The 17176-nt window shown below is 43.9% G+C and carries 13 protein-coding genes; 6 read left to right on the top strand and 7 right to left on the bottom strand.

The annotated features are described in order from the left end of the window. Nucleotides 1-522 precede the first annotated feature (522 nt). The gene (locus KUA50_RS10075) at nt 523-1863 is read left to right on the top strand and encodes an ATP-binding protein (RefSeq protein ID WP_218458174.1); all 1341 of its coding nucleotides are present in this window, start codon (nt 523-525) and stop codon (nt 1861-1863) included. A 116-nt stretch (nt 1864-1979) separates the two neighbouring features. Here KUA50_RS10075 and KUA50_RS10070 read toward each other — a convergent pair whose 3' ends face one another. The 7 genes from KUA50_RS10070 to KUA50_RS10040 all read right to left on the bottom strand — a co-directional run bounded on the left by KUA50_RS10070 (nt 1980) and on the right by KUA50_RS10040 (nt 11620). Continuing rightward, nucleotides 1980-2192, bottom strand: a complete 213-nt coding sequence (locus tag KUA50_RS10070; protein WP_218458175.1) for a hypothetical protein — start codon at nt 2190-2192, stop codon at nt 1980-1982. 54 nt (nt 2193-2246) lie between these two features. Further along, nucleotides 2247-5645, bottom strand: coding sequence for a hypothetical protein (locus tag KUA50_RS10065; RefSeq protein WP_218458176.1), 3399 nt, complete (start codon nt 5643-5645; stop codon nt 2247-2249). Between the two features lie 765 nt (nt 5646-6410). Next, nucleotides 6411-7358 carry a M23 family metallopeptidase gene (locus KUA50_RS10060; protein ID WP_218458177.1) on the bottom strand — a complete coding sequence of 316 codons (948 nt, stop codon included), beginning with the start codon at nt 7356-7358 and terminating at the stop codon, nt 6411-6413. Nucleotides 7359-7725: 367 nt separating this feature from the next. Next, nucleotides 7726-8166, bottom strand: a complete 441-nt coding sequence (locus KUA50_RS10055; protein WP_218458178.1) for a hypothetical protein — start codon at nt 8164-8166, stop codon at nt 7726-7728. Nucleotides 8167-8234: 68 nt separating this feature from the next. After that, nucleotides 8235-10331, bottom strand: a complete 2097-nt coding sequence (gene recG / locus KUA50_RS10050) for an ATP-dependent DNA helicase RecG (protein ID WP_218458179.1) — start codon at nt 10329-10331, stop codon at nt 8235-8237. 34 nt (nt 10332-10365) lie between these two features. Then, nucleotides 10366-11037: a 2-C-methyl-D-erythritol 4-phosphate cytidylyltransferase gene (locus KUA50_RS10045; protein ID WP_022109682.1), complete on the bottom strand. Its 672-nt coding sequence runs from the start codon at nt 11035-11037 to the stop codon at nt 10366-10368. A 10-nt stretch (nt 11038-11047) separates the two neighbouring features. Beyond that, the gene (locus KUA50_RS10040; protein WP_118119752.1) at nt 11048-11620 is read right to left on the bottom strand and encodes a DJ-1 family glyoxalase III; all 573 of its coding nucleotides are present in this window, start codon (nt 11618-11620) and stop codon (nt 11048-11050) included. 82 nt (nt 11621-11702) lie between these two features. Here KUA50_RS10040 and KUA50_RS10035 point away from each other — a divergent pair, with 82 nt between their 5' ends. The 5 genes from KUA50_RS10035 to KUA50_RS10015 all read left to right on the top strand — a co-directional run bounded on the left by KUA50_RS10035 (nt 11703) and on the right by KUA50_RS10015 (nt 16980). Beyond that, nucleotides 11703-12593 carry an NAD kinase gene (locus KUA50_RS10035; RefSeq protein ID WP_022109674.1) on the top strand — a complete coding sequence of 297 codons (891 nt, stop codon included), beginning with the start codon at nt 11703-11705 and terminating at the stop codon, nt 12591-12593. A 52-nt stretch (nt 12594-12645) separates the two neighbouring features. Further along, on the top strand, nt 12646-14364 hold the full coding sequence (locus tag KUA50_RS10030) for an ABC transporter ATP-binding protein (RefSeq protein ID WP_256624385.1): 1719 nt from the start codon (nt 12646-12648) through the stop codon (nt 14362-14364). 137 nt (nt 14365-14501) lie between these two features. Further along, a complete protein-coding gene (locus tag KUA50_RS10025) occupies nt 14502-15632 on the top strand; it encodes an AAA family ATPase (protein ID WP_022109672.1) in 1131 nt (376 codons plus the stop codon). Between the two features lie 59 nt (nt 15633-15691). Beyond that, a complete protein-coding gene (locus tag KUA50_RS10020; RefSeq protein ID WP_218458243.1) occupies nt 15692-16039 on the top strand; it encodes a hypothetical protein in 348 nt (115 codons plus the stop codon). Then, the gene (locus KUA50_RS10015; protein ID WP_218458244.1) at nt 16021-16980 is read left to right on the top strand and encodes an IS3 family transposase; all 960 of its coding nucleotides are present in this window, start codon (nt 16021-16023) and stop codon (nt 16978-16980) included. Before KUA50_RS10020 ends, KUA50_RS10015 begins: the two co-directional genes overlap by 19 nt. The last annotated feature ends 196 nt before the right edge of the window (nt 16981-17176 follow it).

Below are 17176 nucleotides of genomic sequence, written 5' to 3'. Positions count from 1 at the left end.
TTGCCGTTTTAAGCCCTTTATTAGCTACGATTGACTGGTTATTCGTTAGATTTGAAATTTAGTTGGCTATGAAAAATATATACATATTATTTCTGGTTTAGCTTCATCTTATGAGTCTATACAGTCGTCTATTAAGACCAGAGCTTACCTTAATAGACGACCAATTTCAGCCTTCATAGTAGTTTTTTAGGCTAAATGCGTCTTTTAGATTGAGATGAAGGGTGGTGAAGGGTGATTTTAAGTTATTGTGCTTGTAAGTACTTGTTTATCAGATGTTTATGCTGATAGGGTGAAGGGTGAAGGGCTTTTCTCGTTTCGCTTTTCAAATTTCCTGTATCTGTAGCAATTCCCGCTATGTCGATATAAACATTTGGGGATTCTTCTGGTATTTGACCAAAAAGATTTGGGGATTCTTCTGGTATTTGGCCAAAAAAATTTGGGGATTCTTCTGCTTTTTAACCAAAAAGATTTGGGGATTTAGGATAAATATCGTAAATTTGCACCCATCAAACAGAATAGATTATGGGAAAAGTTTTTAAGCGCAAACTATATGATAAAATGCTTAACTGGAAGCAGACCAGAGACGGTTCTACAGCACTTCTCGTCAAGGGAGCACGTCGTGTAGGAAAATCCACAATAGCCGAGGAATTTGCAAAAAACGAGTACAAAAGCTATATATTCGTCGACTTTGCTGATGCACCAACAGCCTTGTGGGAAGCTATTGACAACATCTCTGACCGCAATCATTTTTTCATGCAACTTCAATTTATATATGGTGTAAGATTATACGAGCGAAAGTCCGTAATCATTTTCGATGAGGTTCAAAAGTGTCCCAAGGTTCGTGAGGCCATTAAATATTTGGTTAAAGATCGCAGATATGACTATATTGAGACAGGGTCATTGCTTTCTATCCGGAAGAACACCAAGGACATCGTGATACCAAGTGAGGAAACAAGACTTACGATGTATCCTATGGACTATGAGGAGTTTCGTTGGGCCTTGAATGATAATGTTACAATTGATATGCTTAGAGAATGTTTCAACAGTAAACGTTCTTTAGGTGATGCGACTATGAGGAAGCTTCTTCGTGACTTTAGGCTGTATATGTTAGTTGGGGGCATGCCGCAAGCTGTCAATACTTATTTGGAAACAAATAACTTGACAGAGGTTGATAATAAGAAGAGAGAAATCCTGGATATATATATAGATGATTTTTTGAAGATAGACCCATCAGGTAAGATATCCAAGATGTTTAGCGCAATACCCGCCCAGCTTAGTAAAAATGCCAGCCGATACCAACAAACCAGCATTTTAGGGAAAAATGAATCCTCGGAAACAATCGCCGAGTTTTTGCGCGACATGGAAGATAGCCTTACCGTGAATTTCGCTCACCACTCAGACAATCCTAGTGTGGGACTTCCTGCACATACGGACTACGACCAGTACAAGATGTTTATGGGAGATACCGGGCTTTTTGTCACGCTGGCCTTTTGGGATAAAGATGTAACCGAGAATATCATCTATCAGAAGCTTCTTAGTGACAAGTTATCAGCAGACTTGGGGTACGTATATGAAAATGTTGTAGCCCAATTACTTGTGGCAACAGGCAACAGGCTTTTCTACCATACATGGCGTTCCAAGACGTCAAACCACAATTACGAGGTTGATTTTTTACTATCACGTGGAAGCAAGCTGTGGCCGCTTGAGGTGAAATCTTCTGGCTATCAGACACACAAGTCGTTGGATGAATTTTGCAAAAAATATTCAGAGCATATAAGTAACAGGTACTTGATATATACCAAGGATCTTAAAAAGGATAAAGAAACAATACTTCTACCTGTTTTCATGACCATGTTCTTGTAAAAAGTAAGCGGCTCCGCATTTATAAGAGGGTGTATCAAAACAAAATCGTTTGATACACCCTCTTTTTAGGTTGAGCCTGAAATCAGGCTTATGTTTTCATATAGCAGTATTCTGCTTTAATCCCAGCTGTCATTCCAGCTGCCGTTATATTCTTTTGAGCCAGTTATTTCATCTGGAAGTTCTCCATCTTTTCCTTCTTCCTTGATGTCCGGTGTAGGACCATTTTGCTCAGGCTGCCATTGCATATTACCAGAACCCGCGAGGAAACTATCCTGCAGATCGCAGACTGTAATCTTGATAGCTGGGGCTATATATTCTTTCTTATTCATAATGTCTATTTTTCTTTGGATTCTTTTACAACTCATAGTTTCTAAAATCACTTTTTATTTCACAACCACCTTCTTGCCATTCACGATGTAGATGCCTGGTTGAACGCCGAGCATATTATCTACTCGCTGACCATTCAGGTTATACACCTTGGTGCTTCCAGAGGTGTTGCCCATAGAAGGCATGTTGATACCTGTAGTCTCACCATTGCCGAAACCGAAGGTAAGGAGTTTGGCATTTCCTGTAGCAGAACCACTCCAAGTAGGAACGAGCCAGCAGCGGTAGCCCTTCATCCAATGGTTGTTCTTGGTGAGGTAGAGTTTACCATTGTTCCAGATATAATTACCAACCTCAAGATTCTGGTGATTATCATAACTACCGATAAACTTCAAGTCAGTCATTCCCCACTTTGTGGTGATTGCCTGATCTACAGGGAAATTCTGCTCAATAGGATTAGTAGCCTTGTCATTATCGTATGTGAATGTGACACCACCTGCAGCGAGCGAATTATCTACTTTGTAAATATCACCGCTGATAGTTCCTGCATCAATGGTTATGGCGCCTTTTAGCGCAGTCTTTTTGCTTATATTTATAATATAAGGTGTATTGGCTACGAGATATGCGCTATTGGCATTATTCTTATCTTCCTCTACCAGACTGAATCCGATAACCAAGTTGCCGTTTGAATCATATACTTTGTTTGCCTTAGCTAACTTGGCATCTGAACCAAATGCTTCATCAAATTGTGCTTTGGTCAAGTCCACTGGCATGATGAGCGAGTTCCATTCATTTTTCACGAAAGAACGCTGGAAATACATCGTCAGATTTTCCTTGTATTTCTTCTGACTCTTCTCGCTGAGATTTACGGTCTCCTGGAAAACGAGGTCCTGCTTGCAGTCTTCTGCGAGTTCATCATCATCAGGTGTTCCATCTCCATCCTTGTCGTTACGCAGATAAAGTCCATAGACTGCCAATGCATCAAGAAGTTTTATACCATCGCCTTGTGTTATCGCCACCTCATCGTAATCTGACTTCGGATTGATAAAGATGTAGCCCTTATCGCCCAAGGTAAGGATATTGGTTCCGAGTATGCTCCAGTCGCTGAATGTTTCAACAGGCTCTTTACCACCCTTATTATAAGTTTTCACAACGAGGGCATTAACCACATCAGCATTTAAGCCAAAGGCTTTTTTGTCCACAACAACTACGAGCTGCTTATTGCGCGTTGCGGTAACACCTAATTTTATGGCGAGAACCGAACCTCCCACAGCATTCACTCCTCCAGGGAAAATAGTTGTGTTGTCTGGGTCACTATCAATACAGTTGGTAATGTCTTTCAGACCATTGCCCAAATTTGCCACTGCGATAGACTGAGTTCTTTCTTGGTTGATAGTGGCATTGGTATTGTCGAACGATATGGCTTCAGCATGCTCCAATGGGTCGTCGAGAACGGCATTCGCATCGGCTGTATAAGCATAGTAGATGTTCATCACGCTGAGCTTTGCACCTAACACACCAGAAGTATAGAGGCGGATCTCGTCAAAGATAGTACCTGCAGGTACATTGATAGAAAATCTAACCTTATGTGTATCTTGACTGCCAATCAGATTGGCTGCGATGGCAGATGAAGCAATGCCGCCTTCTACCTTTTCACCATTATTGTAAAGTCTGACGTTAAACATATCGAGTACGTCTGCATTCAGGGCAGTTTTGGTTGTTACTACGAAACCAACCTGGCGTTCGCCGCTTTGGCGAGCATTTATTTCATCAAAGATTTTACCATTCTTTTTCTTAACGCCACAGATATAAGCATCTCCGATAGTAACACCTCCGAAATAAGAGGCATAACTGTTGAGCTTAGACGAAATGATGTTGGATGAGTTCTTGACGAAAGTCAGCAGGTTGATACCTGCGCTTGTGCCTCCACCTAATTCATATATAGGATTTGCAGGATCGGCATTATAGAGCACAGTTTCCTTCTTCTTATCTTCCGGCTTCTGCTCGGTAGAGCCGCCATAGTTGATAGTGATGGTTTGTGAACATTGATTCTCGCATGCAAGGTTCGTCAGTTTCATTTTTACAGTCACTTTCTCGCCTGTACCATTCTTGTAGCTATCTGTTTCGCTGAAGTCGAGCGTGTTGTTGGTTGAGTCGAATGTAACTCCATTTGGTAAAGGTTCTGCTGGGTCCCATCTTACATTTGGGAAGTTTTCCTCATCCCATTTGAGTTGATAATGAGAGTCGCAGTTGCAGAGGTCGAGACTGGCAGTAGGATTCATCTCGCATTGATGGCCTGCTGTGATAGGCTTAGGAACGATGAAGGCATAATTTGCAGTGACACCATTAGCAACTTCCACTCCCATTGTTCTGAATTTGATGCCAGAGAAATCCATTGGAGCCTTAATGGATACTTTCTTTTGTTTGCCAGCTATAGAAACAGACAGCACGGTTGTTTCTATAGCTTTTTTGTAAATCTCGTTGCCATTCTTGTCAAGAAGATAAATGACAGGGGTTACGCCTGCACCAATCAGAGCTCCATCGCTATACACAAAGCCAGCTTCTGTTCCTGCGGGGAATGTTTCTGTGCTCTTTCCATTATTAGCAATGACTTGTGCATAACCAGAAGAGCCAAGCTGCAAGAGTGCAGAAATTACAATACCATTTGTGAGATCATCATCTATAAGATCTCTGTTAAAGTAATTAAGGTCATGTATTAATGTTGGAACTGAATGTGTGCTTGATTTGGCATTTAATGTAATGTTCTTGTCGTATTGTTGGATTTTTGGATTTGTCAGCGTATATTCTGCATCACCCACGAATGCATAGTAAATCTTCAGACCTTTCACAACATCTACTTTGATGCCATCCTGCCCAACAAGTGCAATCTCATCATAATCTTGATCTGGTTGTTCTGCTGCAATAATATCTACGGCATTATTGCCTAAATCAATATTACCAACAGAAAGATTGAGTACAGTAAAACCAAGCTGTTCTACGGCAGAAGTCTTGAGAATTTTTCCATCTCTATAGAAGCGAATATGATAGTTAGCTTTCAACACTTCGAGTTTCAATACATTACTTTCTCCCGAAATCTTGAAACCTGCCTTTGTATCTTTGTCGATGTAGTGCTTCATGTCTTTCACTGCTACAATAGGTGAACCGGCAAGAAGCGTAGCGTTTGCTACACTTGGAATTGTGTAGTAGTTGTCCAGATTCTCGTCACATAAATAAGATAGATTTTTGGAACCTGAACCAACGGCAATACCATCAGACAGGCTGCTTACCATACAGTTATGGCCTACGAGTGCCATACGTGATTTCAACGGGGTGCGATTTGGTGTTTCACCCTCTTGTCCCTTGTCGTAGTAGGTATTTGCCTGACCTACTGCCTTCAAAGGAAGCAACATAAAGATAACGGCTACCAGCACGGCAGCTTTAAAAATTTTGATTTTCATAAGACAAATAAATGAGTTAATCTGAATATCTAAAATTATATTGGAATTACTTAGAAAGTATTTAAATTTTTACTTATAACAGAATAGAACGTTTAAAACGTTAAAATGGTCGTACTATCCCTGCCTCTGCCTTATGACAGAAGATAAAAAGGGATATTTATCTAATAAAACTAACCTCCAGAAAACGGAATTTTGATAGATTTAGGGAAAATTAAAATCTTGGTATTTAAGATTAGGGGACTTTAAATGTTGAAGAGCGAAATTACCCCCCCACAATTAGAAATCTCTATCAAGAGATGGTTACTATTTTTTCTCATCATTTTCATGATCTAATGTTTTTATCCTTGAATTATACAATCTTTTTATACAACTCTTATGATAAGAGTTTACCTGTTGTAATTTCGGGTGCAAAATTACATTCTTTTTGAGAATAAATATGTTTCAAAATGGTTAAGATTTGCAAATAGAATGATTTTTGTAGAACTTTTATGACTGAAAAAAAGTGCTAATATATGGATTTGCAACTTCGAGAAAGCAAATCGTGGAGTATTTGGAGATTCTCTTTCACAAGAAAGCGAGCTATGCATATCAATGTTGCAAAGGTAATATTTTCTATTGAAAATACAACCTATTCTCTCTTTTTTTCAACAACATTAACGTTAGCCTCTCCTGAAATGATTATATAACGAAAAAAGCAGGAACCTCCTCCCAGAGATTCCTGCTTTATGGTTGTTATTGAAAAAGTATTGTTGTAAAGTCCTAAGATTAAGAGTAGCGGATAATCTGACCTGGAGTCAGCTTCTTATCCTTCTTGTAACCGTTGAGGCGGCAAATCTGATCTACTGTTACACCACGCTTCTCGGCGATGGAATTCAGAGTCTCACCATACTTAACCTTGTGGTAAAGCTTCTCGCCACCAGCGTTGGCATTGTATCTGCCCACTTCGCCACCATTAACCTGCTCACGGGTGTAACCACCATTACCAATCTTGCCACGAGCAGCATTGGCATCTGCTGACTCACGCTCGTAAGAGTCGCAACGGAAATCGTAAAAATCGCCAGTAACGTCCTGATTGCGGAAGTCGAACATCAACGCTGGGTTGAGGGCTACACCGCAAAGACGAGTCTCAAAGTGAAGGTGAGAACCGGTACTACGACCTGTATTACCTCCCAAACCAATCACATCGCCTGCTCTTACCTCCTCGTTCTCAGAAACGAGCTGCTTAGAGAGGTGACCGTAGATGGTCTCCAAACCATTATAGTGACGGATTACGATGTACTTACCATAACCACCACCTTCATATCTTACGATGCGAACTTTGCCTGAGAAGGCTGCGCGGATTGTGTCGCCAATATAAACCTTGATGTCCATACCTTTATGTTGGCGGCCAAAGCTAGCACGGTAACCGAAGTTACTTGTGACAACGCGACTTGGAGTTGGCATGCAGAAATGACGGAGGTCGATACGGAAGTGCTCAGGAAGCGCAGTCCGGCGGTGAGCATACTTGTTGGAGAAATCCTGATACAACTCTGCTGAAGGATTCTCTCTATCTTCCATCATTCGATAATGAGATACTGCTAATGTGTCTATCGACTTCATGCGATGGTCAACTGGTGCCTGACGGGCAAGCAAGTCTTGACCAAATGACGGCACGGTTGTTAGCGCCAACAATGCAACTACGGAAATCTTCTTTATTTTCTTTTTTAAACTCATACTTTTTAATTAATATTCTTTTTTAGGTTCGTCACTATTGAAATGAAATCATAAATGAAATTCCACTACAAAACACCTAAGTAAAAACCCCTTATGTGCGTGACTTTGTTAAATAGACTTTGCAAATATATGAAAAATATTCCAGTCTGCCAAGGCCATTAACACGAATAAGGGGATATTTAACGCGAAAAGTTGATGTTTAACTTTTGTTAAGAAGAAGCGCTTTTTGATTTAAATCAATTTTGCAGTATTTCGTTTTTGCAAAATTATGCAGGTTTCGTACGAAAGTATTTGCATTTTCTATTGAAATTACTTTCGTTTCCTACTGAAGCCTGTTTCATTCCTTTATGAAGCCTTTATCGTTTTTTCACGATAAATTCTGTGCTTTTTCTTTCAGCATTCGCAGCAGGGTGACGGCTGGAGAGTGACCCATAAAGATGATTCGCTTGACTTCCGGACTTGTAAAGCGGAGGCATTTCTGATAGGCCTGATACAGTTCATCGAGATTGATGGTGAACTCCTTGCCGGAACTTTCCCGGATGCCTATCAACATTTTGGCTGTGAGGTGGATACGGATGTATCGGATGCCTGTAGCTGTCTCTATCTCCGTGATGCCTTCCAGAAGTTCTCTCATCTGTTCTGGCGTGAGGGGCGGTCTGTCTTCCGTCACCATGGAGCGCTTTCTTCCTCTACGGCGAGGGGCATCTGTGGACTCTGTGCCTTCTGATGTCTGTGTGTCCGTTTCCTGCTTTCCGATTTCTTCTGCATCAAAAAGGAAGCCTTCTTCTATATTGTTTTTCTCCTTCATCTCTTGATTCCTTTTTATCTCTGATTTCTTTCTCTGTTATTCTCTTTTTAATCCCGGTCATGGTTTCCCTAACTGATTGCAGCCCAATTGATATGGGTTTTCTTCATTTCTTTCAGTCGGTTCCAGAGCAGGGCATTCTGAGGCAGGTTGCAATGTGGGTCGGCATCGATGATGGTCTGTGCTTCTGTGCGTGCCAACTGTACAATCTGTCCGTCTCTTGCAATATTGGCTATCTTCAGGTCGAAAGCCATTCCGCTCTGTTGGGTTCCTTCCAAATCGCCCGGTCCTCTGAACTTGAGATCGGCTTCGGCGATGCGGAATCCATCGTTCGTATCACACATGATATCAATGCGTTTGCGGGTTTCCTCCGACAACTTATAGCTGGTGACGAGGATGCAGTAACTCTGGTCGCAACCTCGTCCCACTCTGCCTCTGAGCTGGTGGAGTTGGGCAAGTCCGAAGCGCTGTGCATCGAGGATAACCATCACGGAGGCATTGGGCACATTCACACCCACTTCTATCACGGTGGTGGCTACCAATATCTGCGTCTCGCCCTTCACGAAATGCTCCATTTCTTCTTCCTTCTCTGCCGGTTTCATCTGTCCGTGTACCTTGCTGAGGCGGAACTCCGGGAAGGCTTCCTTCAGCGTTTCAAATCCTTCCTCTAAGTTCTTGAGGTCGCTCTTTTCGCTCTCCTTGATCAGCGGGAAGACGATATAAACCTGTCTGCCCATATTGATCTGACGGCGGATGCTCTGGTAGAGGCTGGTCAACTGGTTGTCAAACTTATGCAAAGTCAGGATGGGTTTTCTGCCTGGCGGAAGTTCGTCTATCACACTCACGTCGAGATCGCCATAGATGGTCATCGCCAAGGTTCTCGGGATAGGCGTGGCGGTCATCACCAATACATGAGGCGGATTCTCGCTCTTTGCCCATAGGCGGGCACGCTGGGCAACTCCGAAGCGATGCTGCTCGTCGATGACTGCTACACCGAGATGGGCGAACATCACGGGGTCTTCGAGGATGGCATGTGTGCCCACCAATATCTGGACATCTCCACGAATCAGAGCATCGAGCACTTCCTTGCGCTTCTTTCCCTTCACCATACCCGTGAGCAGTTCCACCCGGATGTCCATCCCCTTGAGAAATTCACGGATGGTCTGCAAGTGCTGTTCGGCAAGGATTTCGGTAGGAGCCATCAGACAGGCCTGATAACCGTTGTCGAGGGCGATGAGCATGGTCATCAGCGCCACGAGAGTTTTACCAGAACCCACGTCGCCCTGCAGCAACCGGTTCATCTGTCGGCCGCTGCACATATCGGCACGGATCTCATGCATCACCCGTTTCTGTGCGCCCGTGAGTTCGAAAGGAAGATGGTGGGCATAGAAATCATGGAAGATGTCGCCGATTCGGTTGAAGATGTAGCCACGGTATTTGCGCCGCTGGTCGCTCGCGTACCTTAATATATTAAGTTGCACATAGAAGAGTTCCTCAAACTTGAGTCGCACCTGTGCTTTCTGCATCTCCTGATGGGTATGCGGATAGTGGATGAAGCGGAAGGCTTCATCGCGGGAAATCAGATGCAGGCGGGAGGTGATGGAGTCGGGTAATGTCTCGGACAATTGAGGAAGCAGTCCTACCAAAGTCTTGGTGAGCTTCTCAATGGTGCGGGAGGAGAATCCGTACTTCTTCATCTTTTCGGTGGTATTATAGAAAGGTTGCATTCCCATTTCTGAAATCTGCAGGTTGCTGGCATCATCCATGTCGGGATGGGCAAACTGATAGCGGCCACCAAAGAGGGCTGGTTTGCCGAAGACGATGTATTCGGTACCTACATGATAGGTCTTGAGAATGTACTGGGAACTGCGGAACCAGACTAAATCGACCACGCCGAAGCCATCGGAGAAATGGGCAACAAGACGCTTGTTGCGTTTGCCAGTATCAAACTCCTCGTAACTTAGTATTCGACCTTTGATCTGGACATAAGGCATGTCGGGGGTGAGTTCGCTGATGTGGAAAATCCTCGAACGATCTACATATTTATAAGGGTAGTATTCCAGCAAGTCACCATAGGAGTTGATACCGAGCTCCTTGCTCAGTATCTCTTTCTTTTTGGGTCCTACGCCAGGCAGGAACATGATGTCTTGGTCTAAAATACTACTCATATTTTTAAGTGAAGAGAGAAGAATTCTCTTGTTCTTATTCTGATAACAATGCTTCAGCGATCTTGATGTCGAATGGGGTGGTGATCTTGATGTTCTCTCGATTTCCATCCACCATCGCTACCTGACAGCCGAGACTTTCTACAACGGATGCATCGTCGGTAAACTGTTCCTTGTAACCCTGGTTGAAGGCCTGTTTTGCCAAACTGATGTCAAAGGTCTGTGGAGTCTGCACGATGCGATAATCATCACGGAGCACATTCTTGCCACCGCCACGCTTGTCAATATATCTCAGGGTTTCAGTCACCGCATAGACAGGGATGGCTGCATATTCCTCGCGTGCCGTCTCGTAGCATTCGCTGATGACGTCGATAGAGACGAATGGGCGCACACCATCATGGATTCCTACCACACCGTCCTCACCATCGGGGATGAGTGCAAGTCCGTTTTTCGAAGATTGGAAACGGGTGTCGCCACCATTGGCAATCTGATGTTTGATATCAAAATGATGCTCCTCGCAAAGCTGGTGCCAGTATTCCTGCTGGCTTTCCGGCAATACCAAGATGATATTCAGATGCTCATCGTATTCATGAAAGCGCTCGATGGTGCGCATCAGGATAGGCTTGCCTGCTACTGGCAAGAACTGCTTGGGAATCTCACTTCCCATGCGGAGCCCTTTGCCCCCGGCTACTATAATTACGTAATCCATATTTTTCTTTTTACTTGCTCTTCATGAGATGATCATACATCATTCCGTCCTGCAGGGCAGCCACGGTTTCCTTGCTCACGAAATAACTCAATATCTGGTAGGCATAAGGAAGGGTGGCTGCAGGACCTTCACCTGTAATCACATTGCCATCTTCCTGGAAGAGGGTGCCTGTATATTCTGTGCTGGCATCGAAATACTGTTCGAAACCAGGATAGCAGGTAGCTTTCTTGCCGTCGAGTATGCCTGTGCTGGCCAATACCATAGGCGCTGCGCAGATGGCACCTACACGTTTGCCTGCCTTGTGCTGGGCGATGAGTGCCTGGCGTACTCCCTCATGCTCATTGAGGTTGGTGCTGCCCGGCATTCCACCAGGAATCATCAGCATATCGGCATCTTCAAAACTCTCAACATCCTCGAAACGGAGGTCGGCCTTGATGGTAACTCCGTGGGAAGTTTCCACAAATTCACTACCGGTAACGCTGACCGTCTTGATATCTACGCCCCCTCTGCGGAGGATGTCAACAGGAGCCAAACCTTCGATTTCCTCGAAGCCATTGGCAAGAAATTCATATACCTTTGCCATAATTTTATCTTTTTTGTTGAATAATTCGATTTATATTATTACCTTTGCAAAAGTAACAATAATAATTGAAATGACAAAACAAATGGCAGAACAACATTTGAAATTTGCAATATTTGGCAATGAATACCAGGCTAAGAAGTCGGTTTCCATCGAAACTATCCTGGCTTTTCTGGAAAAGAAGAAGGCTGAGATCTATGTGGAAAATGCTTATTACGACTTTCTCGTGCGCGACCTCCATCTGGATGTGAAGGTGGCGGGTGTCTTCGAGGATTACAACTTCGATGTGGATTACGTCATCTCCATGGGCGGCGACGGAACCTTCCTCAAGGCTGCCAGTAAGGTGGGGGCGAAGGGAACTCCTATCATCGGTATCAACATGGGCCGATTGGGATTCCTGGCTGATGTGTTGCCAAGCGAAATAGAGACTGCACTGGACAGCCTCTATGCCGGGGAATGCCAGATAGAGGAACATGCGGTTATCCAGGTAGAGGCGAGGGGCGGCGTATTGGCAGGCAATCCTTTTGCCCTCAATGATATTGCCGTTTTGAAGCGTGATGATGCTTCCATGATTTCCATCCGTACTCATGTGGATGGGGAATTCTTGGTTACCTATCAGGCGGATGGTCTGATCGTTACCACGCCTACGGGTTCTACTGCCTATAATCTCTCCAATGGCGGACCTATCATCATCCCGCAGAGTGGAAGTCTCTGCCTCACTCCTGTTGCTCCGCACAGTCTCAATATCCGTCCTATCGTAATCAATGATACGGCTGAAATCCAACTGGACATCGAGAGCCGCAGCCATAATTATCTCGTGGCTATCGATGGTAGAAGTGAGCGCATGACGGAGGAAACCAGTCTTGTCATCCGCAAAGCTGCGCATTCTATCAAAATCGTGAAGCAGCGCAACCAGCGTTATTTCTCTACGCTGAGAGAGAAACTGATGTGGGGCGCTGACCAGAGGGAAAGATGATTTTAAGTGAAGAGTGAAGAACGAAGAGTGAAGAATTCAAATGCTTAGATGGATGAAGATATTCAAGGTTCCAAAGTTTAAGTATGATGCCAAGACCTTGCTGATTTGGCTTTGGCAGGCATGGCGGGGCAACCAGTTGCAGGCTGTCCTCAATGCTTCCGTGGGTTTGCTCTCGGTGGGAGTGAGTCTGGCACAGGTTTGGGCGGTTAAGCGTGCCATAGATGTTGCTTCTCATGTGGTGGAAGGCGATATCTATTGGGCTGTTGCTCTCATGGGCTTCCTGATTCTTGCCGACTTCGCCCTGAATGTTTCTTCCGTCTGGATTCGTAATCTCTTGGGCATCAAGGCGCAAAACCGTATGCAGCAGCGCATGCTCGATCGTATCCTCCGTTCTGAATGGCACGGTAGGGAAAAGATGCATTCGGGAGATGTGCTCAACCGACTGGAGACGGACGTGAGCAATGTGGTGAATTTCCTGACGGAGACCATCCCGAATACGCTGGGTGTATTAGCGATGTTTCTCGGTGCCTTCTTCTATCTTTTCTCGATGGACAAGGTGCTCTCTATCGTTATCGTCATCATGATTCCGATTTTCTTGGCTTTCTCCAAAATCTATGTGGGAAAGATGCGCCAACTGACCCGCCAGGTGCGTGATTCAGACAGTAAGGTGCAGAGTGTGCTGCAGGAAACTATCCAGCATCGTATGCTCATCAAGACCTTGGAGAAGGATGATGCGATGGTGGATAAACTTGAGAATACACAGAAGGAATTGCGTGGACACGTGGTGAAGCGTACGATGTTTAGCGTGTTCAGTAATCTGATAGTCAACTTCGGTTTTGCCTTAGGTTATCTCGTGGCTTTCCTTTGGGCGGCCATTCGTATGAGTGCCGGCAGTCTGAGCTTCGGAGGCATGACGGCTTTCCTGCAGTTGGTCAATAAGATACAGGTTCCGGCACGAAACCTTACCAAGTTGGTTCCTGCCTTCGTGAGTGTCTTTACGGCAGCAGAGCGACTGATGGAACTGGAGGAAAATCCGCTGGAGGAACAGGGAGAGCCAATCCTGATTCCTTCGCCTTGCGGTATCCGACTGAAGGATGTCTGCTATAGTTATAAGTTGGCTGAGGCTTCTCCAGAGGAAAAAATCTTGTATCAGAACCAGTCATTGGACAAGACGAATATCATCAATCATCTGAGTTTTGATTTCCGTCCGGGCAGCTGTACGGCTATTTTGGGAGAAACGGGTGCAGGAAAAACTACGCTTATCCGTCTGCTTTTGGCCTTGCTCCGTCCTCAGCATGGAAAAGTTGAGATTTATCATTCGTCGAAAAAGCAGGGAGAACTGTCGCCTCGCCACCGTTGCAACTTCGTATATGTTCCTCAGGGCAATACCCTGATGAGTGGAACCATCCGTGATAATCTGAGATTAGGCAAGTTGAATGCAACTGATGAGGAGATGCAGGCAGCCTTGCATACGAGTTGTGCCGACTTTGTGATGGAATTGCCACAAGGACTCGATACGGTTTGCAGCGAGCAGGGAGGAGGTTTGAGTGAAGGACAGGCACAGCGTATTGCCATAGCCCGAAGTCTGTTGCGCAATCGCAGCATCATGCTTTTTGATGAGGCTACGAGTGCATTGGATCCAGAAACCGAGCGTCAACTCCTTCAGAATATCTTGGCTTCGCATGATAAGACCGTTATCTTCATCACGCATCGCCCTGCCGTAGTAGATTATTGTGATCAGGTATTGAAAATAGAGCGCACCCCGAGATAGAACGTATTTGAAGCAGTCCGTTTTCGTGTAATTATTATTAAAAATCTCGAAAACATTTGGCTATCTCGTTTTTTATTGCGTAATTTGCGTTGCGTAAAAAGCGCAATGGTTATTTGTGTAATGAATAATGATGAGATATGGCAACATTGAACAATCCTTTTGTTGTGTATGGTTATAAAGGAGCAGAGTATTTTTGCGACCGCCAGAAAGAAACCGAGAAGATGATTTCTACGCTGCATAATGAGCGTAACATCACGCTTGTCGCCCCTCGTCGTATGGGTAAGACGGGCTTGATACATCATGTTTTCCATCAGATGGAGGAGCAATATGAAGGGGTGAAATGTTTCTACCTCGATATTTTTGCCACCAAAAACCTGGAGCAAATGGTGCAAATCATGGCTTCTGAAATCATCGGAAAACTTGATACGGTTTCTCAATCGGCCCTTCGTAAAGTTCAGGAGTTCTTCAGTAGTTGGCGACCTACTTTGACGATAGATGAACTGACAGGAATTCCTACTTTTTCTTTAGATTTAAAGCCGAGTGAGGGTAAGGAGAGTTTGAAGCGAATATTTGAGTATTTGAAGCAGTCAGGTAAGCGCTGCTACATCGCCATAGATGAGTTTCAGCAGATATTAAACTATCCTGAGGATGGGGTAGAGGCAATGATTCGTTCTTATATCCAGTTTTTGCCGAATGTATATTTCGTATTTTCTGGCAGTCAGCAGCACATGATGCAGGAGATGTTTCTGTCTGCCAACCGTCCTTTCTTCCAGAGTTCTTTGGTGTTGTCTTTGCCTTGTATCGAAGAGCAGGTGTATTTGGAATTTGCCAATCGTCTTCTGTCCTCTCAGCACAGGTCAATAGATGAATCCACCTTTTCTTATATCTATCAGCAGTCGGATTGTGTAACGTGGTATGTGCAGGCAATATTGCATGGCATTTATGAGCATGGTTCTTCTGAGATTACGAAGTCATTGGTAGATGAGGTGGTTCAGGAGTTGATAGATGAACAGGCGATGGCTTATCAGAACTATTGTGCCTGGCTTACGGAGAATCAGCAGTTGCTTCTATTGGCAATAGCTCGAGAGGGACTGGTGAGTTCGCCTTTGAGCCAGCAGTTTATCAGATCCCATCAGCTTCCTGCTACGAGCAGCGTGAAAACTGCGTTGAAGGCATTGGTGGATAAGCAGTTGGTAAGCAAGACTCCTAATGGTTATTTAGTAAGCGACCGCTTCTTTGCGAAGTGGATTTGTATTCAGTATGCATGAGAAGTTGTCTTGTCCTAGAAAAAGTTGACACAGTATAAATCAACTTAAAAATAACAAATATGGACAAAGACAAAATGGATTTAGCGTTGAGCATAGCTCGCAGTTATTATCAGTATCATGTACCAGTTAGAGAAATTATGGCAAAAATGTCAATTAGCAGTACTTCAGTTTACAGAATTCTTGGTAACTTTGCAACCAATAATCCACAAATCGTAGAAGAAATGAAGCAAAATGCAACACCAGAAAATCTCTCGCAGGAGAACATTGAATTGAAGAAACGCTTGGCAGCTATGGAGCAAGAACTCCATGAGGCAAAGATGGCAGCTGCCGCCTATAACAAGATGATTGATATTGCAGAGCGTCTTTATAAGATTCCTGTGCGAAAAAAATCTGGACCCAAACAGTAAAGGAACTTCGTGCAGAGGACAAAAACTATAGTGTTTCTGGCCTCTGTAAACTGTTTGGGTTTACTCGTCAAGCGTATTATCAGCACGAAGACAATATGCTTGCAGCCTTGGCAGAGGAATCGTTTGTAATAGAGTATGTTAAGTCTATTAGAAAGCAAGATCCAGGTATCGGCGGTCGTAAACTCTGGCTGATGTATTGCAAGGAGTTTGGAGAAGAGAACGCCATGGGACATTGCCGTTTCGAGGATATAATATCAAGGTACAAGTTGGGAGTGCGTTCTTCCAACCGAAAACCTCGTACAACGGACTCTCGTCATGGGTTACCCACATACCCCAACAAGATAAAAGAACTGATACCATCATCACCCAATGAAGTTTGGGTGAGCGACATTACATATCAGAAGATTTGGGATGATGCCGAACAAGGCACTTATCATTTCTGCTACATTTCTTTGATTACGGATTATTACACAAAAGAAATCATTGGCTATTCTGTCGGTGAGTCACTCTCCACCAGGTTCCCTTTGAAAGCCCTAAACATGGCCTTAATGCGCATGGAAAGTTATAAGGATATTATTACACCAATCCATCATTCCGATAGAGGTGTACAATATGCTAGTAACGAATACATCAAATTACTAAGGGAATACGGTATCATACCTAGCATGACAGAATGTGGCAATCCGAAGGATAATGCTGTAGCAGAGCGTGTCAATAACACGTTGAAGAACGAGTTATTCATGGGGCTTTCTTTTACTTCTTTACAGGAAGTAGAAGAGGCTTTAGAAAGGGCAGTACACTTTTACAATGAGTTACGCCCTCATGGAAGTATCGGGATGCTAACACCAAAGGAAGCTGCGAAACAAAAGGGAAGTTTAAAGAAAAATTGGACAAGTTATAGGGAAAAGTACATAAAATCCTTGTCAGTTCAGGAAAAATGATTAATTTTGCAGCAAAATTGTAAAAACCGCGATCCACCCCTAGGGGTGGGTCCTTTGTCTACTTCTATTAGGAACTAGAATGAAGTATGTAAATACTAACTAGGAATAAGATAGAAGATTGACAAGTAGAATTAGGAATAGAGAAAATAATTGTCAACTTACAATAGGAATAAGGAACTATGTAGTCAACTAAATA

This window comes from Segatella hominis (assembly GCF_019249725.2).
Taxonomy (GTDB): Bacteria; Bacteroidota; Bacteroidia; order Bacteroidales; family Bacteroidaceae; genus Prevotella.
The sequence above is the reverse complement of the archived record's forward strand: the minus strand, read 5'-3'. Positions and strand labels throughout refer to the sequence as shown.

Coding starts and splice junctions, on each gene's coding strand:
- KUA50_RS10060 (WP_218458177.1), bottom strand. CDS start 7,358: ATGAGTTTAAAAAAGAAAATAAAGAAGATTTCCGTAGTTGCATTGTTG.
- KUA50_RS10055 (WP_218458178.1), bottom strand. CDS start 8,166: ATGAAGGAGAAAAACAATATAGAAGAAGGCTTCCTTTTTGATGCAGAA.
- KUA50_RS10020 (WP_218458243.1), top strand. CDS start 15,692: ATGGACAAAGACAAAATGGATTTAGCGTTGAGCATAGCTCGCAGTTAT.
- KUA50_RS10065 (WP_218458176.1), bottom strand. CDS start 5,645: ATGAAAATCAAAATTTTTAAAGCTGCCGTGCTGGTAGCCGTTATCTTT.
- recG (WP_218458179.1), bottom strand. CDS start 10,331: ATGAGTAGTATTTTAGACCAAGACATCATGTTCCTGCCTGGCGTAGGA.
- KUA50_RS10035 (WP_022109674.1), top strand. CDS start 11,703: ATGGCAGAACAACATTTGAAATTTGCAATATTTGGCAATGAATACCAG.
- KUA50_RS10070 (WP_218458175.1), bottom strand. CDS start 2,192: ATGAATAAGAAAGAATATATAGCCCCAGCTATCAAGATTACAGTCTGC.
- KUA50_RS10045 (WP_022109682.1), bottom strand. CDS start 11,037: ATGGATTACGTAATTATAGTAGCCGGGGGCAAAGGGCTCCGCATGGGA.
- KUA50_RS10025 (WP_022109672.1), top strand. CDS start 14,502: ATGGCAACATTGAACAATCCTTTTGTTGTGTATGGTTATAAAGGAGCA.
- KUA50_RS10075 (WP_218458174.1), top strand. CDS start 523: ATGGGAAAAGTTTTTAAGCGCAAACTATATGATAAAATGCTTAACTGG.
- KUA50_RS10040 (WP_118119752.1), bottom strand. CDS start 11,620: ATGGCAAAGGTATATGAATTTCTTGCCAATGGCTTCGAGGAAATCGAA.
- KUA50_RS10030 (WP_256624385.1), top strand. CDS start 12,646: ATGAAGATATTCAAGGTTCCAAAGTTTAAGTATGATGCCAAGACCTTG.